3 protein-coding genes are annotated in these 14,704 nt (G+C 30.9%); 1 reads left to right on the forward strand and 2 read right to left on the reverse strand.

Annotated features, from left to right (window positions below; translation table 11 throughout):
- Window positions 1-88 precede the first annotated feature (88 nt).
- Together CHL78_RS04715 and CHL78_RS04720 are read right to left on the reverse strand one after the other, a co-directional pair.
- The gene (locus tag CHL78_RS04715) at window positions 89-2,518 is read right to left on the reverse strand and encodes a sialidase family protein (RefSeq protein WP_094366396.1); all 2,430 of its coding nucleotides are present in this window, start codon (window positions 2,516-2,518) and stop codon (window positions 89-91) included.
- 441 nt (window positions 2,519-2,959) lie between these two features.
- Complete coding sequence (locus CHL78_RS04720) at window positions 2,960-11,032, reverse strand: DUF7507 domain-containing protein (RefSeq protein ID WP_243446374.1); 8,073 nt, start codon at window positions 11,030-11,032, stop codon at window positions 2,960-2,962.
- Between the two features lie 226 nt (window positions 11,033-11,258).
- On the opposite strand from CHL78_RS04720, the gene CHL78_RS04725 reads away from it, so the two are divergent.
- A complete protein-coding gene (locus CHL78_RS04725; RefSeq protein WP_094366394.1) occupies window positions 11,259-14,690 on the forward strand; it encodes a COG1361 family protein in 3,432 nt (1,143 codons plus the stop codon).
- Window positions 14,691-14,704 lie beyond the last annotated feature (14 nt).

Here is a 14,704-nt window from a genome sequence, read left to right on the forward strand (position 1 = left end):
ACCTTACATACAAATTTAGCATCACGTAACAAAACGCTACTCTATCTAAATATTATTTTAAGCGTAAACTATATGATATAATCTACTACTATCCTATTTGTATATTAGTTGATGTGTTAGTATCCTCATTTAATATTAATACCTTATTATAGATGTTTATTATTTCCATATTTGTATTAGCTTTTACTACTATCTCATGTCTACCTGCTTGTACTCCTTCATGTATTATACCTACAAAGCTAACTTCTTTTTGGTTATTATATCCACTCATCTTAAGAGCTACTTCTGTACCACCAATTTTTACAGTAAGATTTCTATCTCCCATTATCGATACATTTTGACTGAATTTCAAATTAAGCTTTAACTCGTCTCCAGCTTTATAGGATTCTTTATTTCCCTCTATCATTACTGATTCTAATTTTGCAGATGTAGATGATTCTTCAGAGTTATGTTTAATGTAGTCTAAGTTCATTTCTGTATAAGACATTTCTTTTACATCAGTACCTTCATAAAATAGTCCTACATTACCATTAGGAAGTTCTGTTAAACATGAATATGCAAAGTATCCTGGCTTAACCAGTTTACTGTATTTCCAATCAAATTCATACTTGGGCTCTCCATTTTCATGAGTTCCATTTTGTGATATTAAACCAACACGAACAGTACCATTAGCTCTACTACTTGCATTTGGGTTTGAGAATATCAGTGCTTGTTTACCATCTACTTCTTGGCTGTAATTCATAACACTTAGCTGACAGTATGGCTCCCTTAAACTTTTATCTTCGACAACATCGTTGTCCCAAGTTTGTCCACCATCAAAGCTTGTTGCTATTCTTACATAGTTTCCTGTATTTCTCATAAACATTTTTAACTGACCATTAGGCATTTCTACAACTTGACACTCCGTCAACTGATTTCCTGATGTTTGAGTTTGCGCATTACCAACTTGACCATTCCCCATATCTCTACCATCAGTAGCAGTCTCCCCTATATTCCATGTTTCACCATTATCATCACTGTATATAGCTCCACTTGATTGGAATCCTGCTGAATTAGTTAAATATATTGGGAATACTAATCTTCCAGCATATTTACCATTTTCTATTCTATGTCCTCTACCTGGTCCAGTACCTAAGAATCTCATCCAATCTTCTTTTACTTCTTTGTTGAGATCAACTGGTTTACTCCAAGTCTTGCCGTCATCATCGCTATGAATTAGTGATAAGAAGCTTGTTCCCAGCACTTTTAATGGACTTGTTCTAGATAATACATTATCTTTTATTTCTCCATTTTGATATAGATTTTTATCTTCATCGACTGTATATTCAGTTATATTTCCCTCACTATCATATACCTTTCCTTCTTCCCTAACTGTATACTCTTTGTTACTTTCATCATGTAGTAATAAGTATCTCTCCCCATCTATTTCCTTATATCCACTTCCAGTTTTTGAACTAGGGAATCCATAACCTGATGCAAAATGAGTTACTAATAAAAATATTCTTCCAGTCTTCTCATCTTGCACCATAGCAGTATCTATAGCAGATGCCTTATCTGGGTAATCTAATATGATTTGACCATCATCCCAAGTTTTTCCTCCATCCTCACTTCTTCTAATAGCTGTGTCTATATTATTTGGAGCGTCTCCTCCATGATCTATTCTTGCATCTATTGATGCTAGCACTGTACCAGCTTTTGTTGTAAACAGTGCAGGTATTCTATATGCATTAGAATTTAGAAATCCTGGTTTAAATAAATCTACAGGCTCAGACTTATATGCGTCTTCTGGTAATACCTCCTCTACTGACGGTGTACTGGTTTCACCAGTTTTGCTTATAAGATATGAATCTGATACTGATCCATTATATATATCTATAAAATCTATATCTCCTGTAAATGGATATTGATTACCTGTCAACCTAGGTGTTTTCCCTAAGTAGGCACTATTTAATCCAGATATATCTTTTAAAAACTTTGTGTCATTAGTATTCTCAGTCTTAACTAGCTTCCCATTTAAATATAGAGAGTATGACTTATCTTTTTCAACTTTAAATGCAACCGTATTAAATCCTTTATTTAGAGTAACATCTGCATATATATGTTTGTTAAGCTTTGATGCTTCATCTCTAATTTCAACTCCTACTCTCCCTCCTGATTTGTATAAGTGAAAATGAGTTGAAGATTTACTATTATTTGATATTCCTATTAAACTTGATAAGTTATCATCGTTTCCTTTAAACCTGGCTACGATTGTACCTTCTTCTAATGTTTTCAATTCTTCTATCTTATCCGATATATCTACAACAGCTGAGCTTGAATTTATTCTTATATTTTCATAAGATCCTACTTTACTCGAGTTATTTTCTTGATCATTATTAGCTAGTAAACTCTCACTTATTTCTTGTGATAGTATTGGACTAACTAAGTCATTTCCGTTAGTTGTTGCTGCTAGTGATATAAAGCTATTACTTGCAACAATTGTCGCTATAATACCAACTGCTATTCTTTTGTTTCTCATAATAAAATCCCCCTTGTTTTTATATAGGTTTGCTTTGATATGATTTAGATGTGTATGATTAAAATATCAATTTGTTAACGTTTTCCATTCAGTTATATAAATATCTGTTAATGTATTTGTATAGTATTAATTTGCAATTTAGCGCTTTATACTTTAGTATAATTTTTAATTAATATTAGTATTCTTTGTCTGTTTTTTTTCTCCTGCTTATTTTGAAAAAATATTTCATATTATTTTCTACTTTAGTATTTTTTTAAAATTTTTTTTCAAATCAAAGCACTTTTTAACCTGTCACTTACATACAGTTATTATATTAAATACAAAATACCCCTATATAGTAGACTTTCATGTATCTATTATATAGGGGTATTACTTAATTATATATGATATACTTTAGCTTGCTTCTAATATTCAAACTCTCTATTCTTATATATTATACTTTTAGCATAAATCTATTACCTGAACTTGATATACTACAGTTATAATCTGACCTGGTGTCATAGTATTTAAATTAAATCCAGCTGATGGGTTATAATCTGTGTGTGCTACACCATTTACAACTACTGAGCCTAATACAAATACTGAATTACGAGGCGTTGGGTCTAAGAACACTACGTTAGTAGCATTAATATTTCCCTTATTAATAATTGTAATCGTATAAGTTAATCTCTCACCTACAGTAGCATACTGTTTATTTACTTCTTTTGTAACACTTAAATTGCCATATGCTATATTTGTTGTTACTTTATTTGAATAAGTTGTATCACTGTATGGTGCTTGTTTTGGATCTACTACATATTTAAATGTAATCACAGCTTGATTTGTTATTTGGTTTGATGAAGGTACTGATACTACAGATGCTGAGAATTCTACAGTTACAACTTCACCTATTCCTATATCTCCAAGACTAAATCCAGCTGTAGGGTCATAAGATGTTTGATTTATTCCATTAATTTTTACACTACCAGACGTAAATCTTGCACCAGTTGAAGGAATATCTTGGAAGTATACATCATTGTCTATTACATTTCCTACATTTGTTAATGTAACTGTATATACCAATGTATCTCCAATAGTTGCAATTGGTTTATCTACAATTTTTGATGTTGTTATCTTACCTAATACTACGTTAGTTGTTACACTATTACTAAATTGAGTATTTGTTGCCAATGATCCACTTGGATCTACCTTATAACTAAATTGAGTTTGAGAAATATTTGTTATATATGGTGGTGTTGGTAGTGAATTTATCTTAGCATCAAAAGCTACAGTAACAGTTTGGCCTGCTGCTAAATCAGACAAATCAAATCCTAACGTTGGATCAAGAGCTGGATATAATACATTATTTATTCTTACAGTTCCAGATATATAGGTTACCTCATTTTGTAATGAATCTATAAAGCGTATATTAGTTGCATTTATATTTCCTATATTAGTTATAGTTGAAGTGTAAGATACTGTATCATTAACTTTTGCGTACATTTTATCTACTGATTTTGTATTTGATAAATTCCCCACATTAATATTAGTAGTTACTGTATTTGAAGTGGCAGATATCGGATAATCCACTCCTTGTGGATTTATTTTGTACATACCATTAGATACAGCATAGTTTGTTACTTGTGGTGGCGATGGTATTGCATTTATTATAGCCTGGAATTTTATCAATGAAGTATTTCCAGCTACTAAATCATTTGGTAGATTAAATCCAACTATAGGATCATAAGTTGAATAGCTTACACCATCTATGGTTACTGTACTAGCCTTGAACGTAGCTCCATTTGATAATACATCACTAAAGAATAATTGATTAATAGTTGTGTTACCTGCATTTTTTACTAATATACTATAGTTTAGAGTATCTTGTAGAGTTGAATACGTTTTGTCTACTGTTTTTATATTGACTAAAATAGGCATAATTATAAAACTAGATACTGTATTTGACTGAGCTGAGTGGCTATAGTCTGATCCATTTGGATCTATTTTGTAAGAAAATGATGCTATCGCAAAGTTTAAAACTGAGTTTCTAATTGGTTGTTCCACTACAGTAGCTGTAAATGTTACTGTTACTGATCCTAAAGATGCTATATCTCCCAATCTAAATCCATTAATTGGGTTATAGTCTGGATAAGCTGTTCCATCTATTTTTACAGAACCTTGATTAAATGTTAAATCTGATTGTAAATTATCTGTAAATATTACGTTTTTAGTATCTACATTTCCATCGTTATTAACAATTACTTTATAAGTTAATACATCACCCTTAGTAACATAATTTAAATCTACACTCTTAGTAAGCTTTAATGAGCCTACATTTATTTGAGTAGTTACTGAATTTGAATTAGCTTGTGCATATATATCATCACCACTTGGGTTAACTTTGTAAGCAAAAGTAAGTTGTGCAGTATTGCTTACTAGTGATGGTATTTGTAGTGATGTAACATTAACATCAAATTTTACTACTACAGTGTCTCCAGATACTATATTTCCTAAAGTAAAACTTTCATATGGGTCATATCCTTGATAAGATATTCCATTTATACTTACTGAATTTTGTACAAATATTAATCCATTTGGTATAACATCTCTGAAGTTAACATTTTTTGCAAGTACATTTCCGCTATTGAATACATTTATTGTGTATGTTAATACGTCTCCGATGGTTGCATAAGATTTACTAACAGACTTGGTTGCTACTAATGAACCTACATTTATAATTGTTGCTACAGTATTACTTATAGATTGTTTCTGCACTGGTAGATTTGATGGATCTACATAAAATTCATAGTTTATTAAACTATGGTTATAAATAGTATAGTCTACTGGTGGTATACTCTGAACAGTTACTACAAAACTAACTGTAGCAGTATCATTAGCTGGTATATCATCCAAGTTAAATCCAATATTAGGATCGTAAGTTGGCTTACTTACTCCATTTACTATTACTGATCCATTTACAAATCTGGCATCTATTTGAATTAAATCTTGGACAAATACATTTGTACTATTTGTATTTCCTTCATTTGCTATTTTTATAGTGTAAGTTAAGTTGTTTCCTACAGTCTCATATGCTTTGTCTACAGTTTTTGTAACAGTTAATTTACCTAATAAAATTAATGTTGTTACTTTATTTGATGTTGCAGTAGCATCAACAGGAGTGTCTGTCGGTGTTAACTGATAGGTAAATGTTGTATCTGCACTATTTTCTATCTTACCACTAGCAGGTAATGAATCTACTTTAATACTAAATGTAACTGTATGATATTCATTTGGTAGTAAGTCTGATAAAGTAAACCCATCTATAGGATTAAAATCTAATTGAGGCAATCCATCTACAACTACGCTGTTAGTATTAAATGAAGCTGAAGCTGAGATTATATCCTTAAAGTTAAGATTTGTTGCTGCTACTGAGCCCGTATTTTTTATTCTGATAGAGTAATGTATATTATCTCCAACTGTAGCGTAAGCTTTATCTACTGATTTTGTAAGAGTTAATTCTCCTACTGCTACATAAGTTTTTGTAGTGTTAGTATCTATATTTGCATTTATAACGTCCGTATCAACTGTGTATTGATAATCTATTGAAGCAAAGTTATAAATTAAATTATCAGCTGGCCTAGTTGTTACAGTAGCTTTAAAAGTTACTGTTGTTGTACTATTTGGATCTATATCATCAAGGCTAAATCCATCATTAGGGTTATATCCAGTTCTTTGGTTACCATTTTCATATACTGAGTCTTGAACAAACTCAATATTAGGATCTAGCATATCTTCAAAGTGTACTGAGTTTGCATTAACGTTACCTTCATTTTTTATCTCGATCGTGAAGTTTAGTATTTCTCCTATCTTAGCCGTTGCTTTATCAACCATTTTATTAGCAGACATTATTGTGTCATAAACAAATACTGTTGTAGTATTTGATGATGTTGTTTTACTTGTAAGTGATCCATTAGGGTCTACATAATATGAATAGTCTACATCTGCTTTATTTAATAATTTATTTTCTGATGGCAATGAATTTACTGTAACTGTAAAGCTAACTGTAGTCTGTTGACCTATTTGTATATCACTTAAGCTAAATCCATTATTCGGATTATAGCTAGATTTTGACTCTCCATTTACTACTACTGAACCTGTATTAAATGATGATTCTGATTGGACTTTATCTGTAAATAAAATATTTTTTAGTACTGTGTTTCCTGTATTAGATATTACAAAGTTATAAGTTATTACATTGTTTAATCTTACTTTGGTTCTATTTGCACTCTTAGTTACTGTCATGCTACCTAAGTTTATATAGGTAATTACAGTGTTACTTGCTACAGTTTCTGACTTTACATATCCATTTGGATCAATATTGTAATCATAGTTTATAGTAGATGTGTTTGCTATTTGAGACTTATTAGGTACAGAGTCTACAGTTATATCAAATGTAACTGTTACTGAAGAACCTACATAAATAGTGCCTAAAGAAAATCCAATATTAGGGTCATAGTCTACTTGTGATTGTTGATTTATTTTTACAGATCCAACTACAAAAGTCGTATGCATTGGTATTATATCTGTAAATTTAGTATTTGTTATGTCTATATTTCCATTGTTAGTTATTACTGATGTGTAAGTTATAGTATCTCCTACTGTTGCATACATCTTATTTGCACTCTTAGTGTTTGTAACGCTTGTTGATACTATATTTGTAGTAACTGTATTGCTAGTTAGAGTACCACTATTTATAGATGATGTTGGGCTTAGTTGATACTTAAAGTTTATAGTTGATGAATTGTTAATCTGTGGAGGTGTTGGTAAACTAGCTACTCTTACTTTAAACATTACAACAACATTTCCGCCAGGTAATACATTACTTATTAAAAATCCCAAATTAGGATTATAATCCGGTTTACTTACTCCATCTATAACTACAGATCCATCCACAAATATAGCTTCATTTGGAATTATATCTATAAAGTTAACACTTGTTAAAGATACTGTACCTGTATTATTAACAGTAACTGTATAATTTAAAGTATCTCCTATAGTCGCATACATTTTGTCCACTTGCTTAGTCAATGTCGCTGTGTAACTATTTATTATTGTTGTTACAGTATTACTAGTTGTAGTTCTAGTTATTGGCTGACCATTTGGGTCAATATTGTAACTATATGATGTTATAGCATTGTTTTTTATACTGTTTGGGTTTGGTAGATTCTCAACTTTAGCCTTAAAGCTAACTGTTACAGATTGACCAACCACTATATTTCCTAAGTCAAAACCTACTTGAGGATCATATGATGGTTTACTTATTCCATTTATATATACAGACCTAGTTACAAAACTTAACTCTGTTTGAAGTGTATCTGAGAAAAATGTATTAAATACATTTGTGTTACCAGTATTGGTTGCTGTAAATGAATAAGTCAAAGTCTCTCCTACTGATGCATAAGACTTATCTACATTTTTTGTTAAGTTTAGTTTTGCATAAGGTACATATGTGTTTACTTCATTAGAATATACAGTCTTAGTTATTATAGGACTGTTTGGTGTTTGTTGATAGGTTAATGTAGCTTCTGACATATTTGGTACATATCCAACTGGTGGATTCCCTATTATTGTAACACCAAATGTTATGGTTGCAGTATCTCCAGGATGTAGGTCATCTATCGTAAATTGACTTTCTGGATTGTAGTCTGGATAGTTTTCTCCATTTATATATATACTTCCTGGATAAAACTTTAAATAAACTCCAATATAGTCTGCAAATTTTATATTTGATAAATCTACAGTTCCTGTATTTTCTATTGTTGTTGTATATACTAAATTATCGCCTACTTGTGCATATGATTTGTCTACAGTCTTAGTCAATTTATAGTCTGCTTTGTTTATAATAGTTTGAACTGTATTACTATTAATTGTACCTGTTAATATATTTCCATTCGGATCTGGTTTATAGCTATATACTAAGCTAGATTGGTTATATACAATATTTGGGATAGGCACGGAATTAACCTTAGCTTGGTAAGTTACTTCTATTTCTTCTCCTAAACATATGGTATCAACTGTAAATCCTTGTGTTGGGTTATATGCTGGATATGATATTCCATTTATTGTTACAGTACCAGGTACAAATGATGTGTCTGGTGCTAAATTAGATAAAAATACTGTATTAGTAGCATTTATATTTCCATTATTACTTATTTTAACGTTGTAATATAATGTATCTCCTACTGTTGCATATTCCTTATCTACAGTTTCAGATATATTCATGCATACATAGTTAGCTATTGTCTTAACCATATTTGATTCTTCTTCAGAATCTATATCCCCACTTCCTGGAGATATCTGATATTTATATGGAACTTGAGCAATATTTTCTATTATACCTGATGGGTTAATTTGATTTACTAATACTTTGTACTCTATATTTGTAGATTGTAATGGGTTTATTGGATCTTCTAATGTAAATCCATTAAAAGGATTAAGGTCTTCTTCTGTAACACCATTTATTTTGACACTTGAGCTTATAAATGTTGCTCCTGGTATTGGTGGTTCTAATACTTGAATATTATTTGCTGGCATATTACCAATATTAGTAAGCCTCAAATTATAAGTAACTGTATCTCCAACATTAGGATAGTTATTATTACCACATCTTTCGCCTACAATGTCTACATATTGAACTTGTATTGATACTACATTACTAAATATTGTTTTTTCTCTGATATAACCATATTGGTCAAATATATATCCAAATGATATACATGAGTCATTTGTTACCTTTGTCGAAGGTGGCAATGAGTTTACTTTAGATTGAAGTATTATTTCTGTATTATTATTTGGCTCTAAATTAGGTAAAGAAATACCTTGTGTAGGGTCATAATTAGGATAAGACACTCCATCTATAACTACTGATCCATTTACAAATGAACAACTTAAATCTATTTTATCTTGGAAGAACATATTTGTTGCTAGTTCTGTTCCTATGTTTTCTATATCAATAGTGTAAGTTACAATATCACCTACACTTGCACTTGTTTTAGATGCAGATTTATTAATACTTAGTAACCCATCCTGTACAATAACTTGTATAGAGTTAGTTTTACCAGAGTTTGTTATTGTGCTTGATCCTGATGTAAATTGATAGCTATAGTTTACATTTTGGCTTAGTAATCCTCCAGTTGGTACTGAGTTTACTCTTACAGTAAATAATACATTTAATATTCCTTTTGGAGGTATGCTATCAATATTAATTCCATTTGTTATATTTACATTACTTTGCTTTATAGTATTAATTGTTACAGATCCTGGTACAAATGTTGTTGAAGTATCAAGTGCTGCTGAAAGTATAATATTATTTGCTGGCACACTTCCATCATTTTTTATCTTAACTGCATATACTATAAATTCTCCAGCCTCAATATTGTACTCATCATCTCCATCTATATCATACATTACTAATTCAGCAGTTATATTAGGTGCTTGAGCATTTACTTGAGTTCCCATCGCTACTAATTGTAGACCATCTCCACTACCATTTGAAATAATCTGTCCTGCTAGTAATGTTTGATTAGTGATTAAAGATTTTGTAATATCTACGTTTGTTATATCCCATTTGTTTCTTGCACCCAGACTTTGAGTTGGAACAAATCCATCGTTATTGTTAATACCATTAGTACCAACTATATTTAAAAGTCCATTACTACTGCTTAGAGGGTCTGCTACGTTTATTATTCCTGAGAAAAATTTATTACCTGGGTTGTTAGGGGCTGTTCCTGGATTTGAGTTTGGGCTATATACTACGTTACCTATATTTGTTAATTGCGCAAAAGATGGACCAGCAGATACTATATCTTCTCCATTAAGAGGCTCTCCATTTGCACAAGCTAAAAATATACTACCTTTTAGACTTGCTTGTTCTGAGTCAGTTGTAAAACCTGTAAGACTTGTTTGTAGTGGTAAATCTGATGTTGATGTTGCTATACCTGAAGAGTAAAGTATCTTTTGAGGTAAGAAAGAATCATTTCTATAAATTACTGTAAGTGTCCATCCAGCTCTTGAATTACTTAGACCTGCTTCTGGTAAACTTATTGGAACATTGGACACTGTGTATGTTCCTGATAGGGCATCTTGTACATATGCTGTTACATCTGCTGCTCTGTATCTATCTATACTCCCTGATGCTCCAGCAAAGCTATCAGTATACTTAGGTGTAATTTGATAACTTCCTTTTGATGTTGTAAATGTCACTTGGCTATCTTGTAAACTTCTTAAGTCTGTTGCTCCTTGTACATTACTTTTTACAGTGGAATACCATATAAGCTCTGCATATTGTACATAACTATTTGCTAGTATATTTAAACTAGCACTACTACCTGCCTGTTTATAATCTCTAGTAGTCGTCCCATCAGGCTTAATCATATCTGAAGTATTGTTTCCTACTGATGTTGTACTTCCACATACTACTAAACTATTTCCAGTAGCGACTAATATCGACTTATCAACAGTCGAGAATCTCGACATTAATGACACTTTTCTGCCTCCTTTATATTTAATTTTTGAAAATTTTGTTTGCAAATTTAATGTGATTAATTTATTCGACCACGTAATATAATATTAAAAGCAATACGCAAAGTTGCCTATTACCTAGGATTTCAAAAATATTTTCTGGATTTTTGTATTAAGTTATAGTAACTCAATTTTACTAATTTGAATATCTTATAATGATAATTCTTATAGGAGTGATGCTATGCCATCTAATCTATTGAGCTTAAATATTGATAAGACTCAAAATATACAAATCGCGGTAGGTTCTACATCTACCTTTAATATAAGTATTAAAAATCTAAGCTCTAGCCAAAGGTTATATAATTTAGGACTTAGTCTAACTTTGCCTGATGGAATGGTTATTTCTTCATCAACCATACCTCAGACATCAAGTGTCACAAATAATGATAATAGTATTACTTACTCTTGGGTCAATCTAAAAGATATTGCACCTTTGGAGGTAAGTTATACTTTTAGTATTACTGTAAAATGTAATACTAAGTTTAAAAATGGTACTACAGTGCCTTTTGGGTATACTTTTTCTGGAATAAATGTAGGTTGCCAGGCAGATACAATGCCTAGAGGTAGCTATGATGTAGGCAATGAAGTAATTACACAACAAGTAGCTATGACTTTTTTAACTGTTATGTTTTACAGCACTATATCTACATCAGGTAAGGTATTAAAAGGTGCTGGATATTCCCCTACTTTAAATGATTATACTCAGGTTAATACTACAACCTGTAAATTTTATAATAACTCAGTATCATCATCTTTAGTCAGTATAACTATACTGCTTGAAGATGGAATAAGATATATTGGAAATATTGTTACTTCAGGTACTGATGCCACTCAGTTTAATTCTCCTACTATCAATACAGTAATTATTAATAATAAGACTTATACTCAAATTTATTATAGTAATATAAATCTTTCTATTGGAAGTAGCACTACAGTTACTTTTAATTACGCTGTTTGGAATCAATACAATAATAATCAAGGCAAGTTTATAAATCATGGTACTGTGCTAAACATGTTTATTAATATGAGCTCTGCCAATCCTCTTATAGTATCAAGCTATGATAGTAGTGTAAGCTTTTCTGCTATGGATTTGATAATTACTACTTCTACAAGTAAGTCTGTTGTAGATGTTCAAAGTACTTCAAGCTATACTTTTGTTTATAGAGTTGGTCAGTACTATAATATACAGGCTATAATAGTTCACTATTTATTGCCTGATGGAGTGTTTTACTTATCTAGTTCTTATACTCCTACATCTGCTGTTGATAGCTCTACTTTGCAAGGTTATTATTTAACTTATAACTTTCCTACAGCTACTCAAAACTCTACAAGAAGTGTAACTATTAATGTTAAAATTGATAGTTATTACAGATATAGAAAAGATAGCCAAGCTTCAAATTTACCAGTAGTTGCTTCAGATCCATTTACAGCTAATACTGATATTTTAGGAACTCTTATGGGAGTCCTTACTCAAGTTAGAGATAGCTCTGATGCTTCCTCTAGTATCAATGTAGGTAGCATTACGAAGCAATTTATAAAAGCATATTATAATGATGGTACTCCTAAAACTATAACTCCTCTTGCTCCAGGAGATCTCGCTGAGTACACATTAACTTATAATTCATCCACTTTAAAAGCTATTCAAAAACAAGTTTATATAGATGATTTTTTCCCATTATCTGCTGATCCTATAGATAACTTAACTTATATATATACTGGCTATAAACCTATATCACCACCTAGTTTGATAAGCCCACATGGAGTTGATTTTTACTATGGAGATATACCAGGTTTGTCTTTATCAACTATTAACTTTAAAGTTCCTATAAAATTGCTTGGTTCTTCTTCGCAAAATGCAAATCTTATGAAGTTAAAAGGGGTAAATACTTATGGGAATGCTTATAGTAACAGAGCACAAGTAACCATAAACATAGGCACACCTAACCTTCAGTTAACTAAATCGGTAACTGGAACAAACAAAAATGCTATACAAGCTCAGGAAATTTATACCTATACAGTCACAATAAGTAATACTAATACTTTAGGATCTGAGACTGATGCCTTTGATTTTGCTGTAAGTGATAGTTTATCTACTTGGTTTACTGTTGATCAAAGTAGCATAAAAATAACTGGAAGTGGTAGTTTTAATACTCCTCAAGTTCAAGATAATAATATAGTTTTTTATATAAATAAATTAGCTCCAGGTCAATCACTCACTTTGACATATAAAGTATCTATAAGTCCTGTAATAGCGCCAGGAGTAATCATAACAACTACAGCTACTAATACAAATCCTTACTCTCAAGTATACAGCGAAGGATCTAGTAATTTTCAGTATACAAACCTTAATAAGTCAGCTTCAGTGACAATATCATCAGCATCAATAGTTCTTACAAAAACTAATGCTTCTAGTATTCTTAAAGTAGGCTCGTTAATTTTGTATTCAATTACTGCTACGATTCCCCAAGGTACAATAGCTTATGGTCTATATATTAGAGATACTTTACCAAGTGGAGGTCAAAGTTATGTAGGTCCTTCTTATAGAAATGGAAGTCTTGTAACTCCTACAGTATCCTCAAACGTAATTACTTTTCCTCCTGATGGAACTATTGATGCTAGAATTTCAGCAAAAACTATTACTTATTCTATGACTTGTAAAATAAGTAATATAAATAAGAGCGTAAATGCCATAGTATCAAGCCAAACAAACACTGCCCAATGTCTATATCAACAGACTCCAGGAGGTAGTGTTAATACTATTTCTAAGACATTGGTTGTAAGTATAAATCATCCTAACTTGTTATTAAGTTTAAGTGCAACAGACAAAACAACCTCTACTATATATAATCAAACTGCAATTATAAATACTAATTCTACAATGCAATTTAGACTTACTTTCCAAAATAATAGTGCTATAAAATTAGTAAATGGAACTATAGAAATACCTATTGATAATAATTTTATATTTACATCAATAGATACAACAGTACTTTGTAGTGCAACTTACAATAGTACTTCTAAAAAAATAATCATAAGTGTGCCGGAGTTGAATAATTCAATATCTGGTTATGTAACCTTCACTTTAAAACCTAATTCTAATTTAAGAGCAGGTACATCAATAAATACACAGGCTACTGCTGTTTCATATTACAATAATATTAACCCTAGCAAAGTATACAGTGGAGAAAAAAGTAATATATTAACTTGTACACTACCTCCAGGAGTATCTCTTACACCAAATCCACTTTACCAGATAAATGACTCAACAGCATTTATTGTGACTCCACCAGGAAATACAGCAATAATTCTTAATTATTTTAAAAATACTGGTGGGGGATATGATGACTTTACTTTGACTATACAAAAGGTAGCACTACCTTATACCTTATATATTAATGATATTAAAATAGCTGATGTAGCTTCTAATACACTGTATCAAGCTAATTTATCATCAATGACTAATTTAGCTCCTAATACTAGTAAGGTAATAAAAATAACTGCTATTATTCCTTATGGTCAATCTCTTGGCGCTAGATATGATTTTATAGTTACAGTTAAATCAAGAACTAGCCCATATCCTGAAAGGACAGTGCTAAATATTGACCCAAGTTAGATAATATTTTTTAA

It is taken from the genome of Romboutsia weinsteinii, from assembly GCF_002250835.2.
GTDB classification, from domain to species: Bacteria; Bacillota; Clostridia; order Peptostreptococcales; family Peptostreptococcaceae; genus Romboutsia_A; species Romboutsia_A weinsteinii.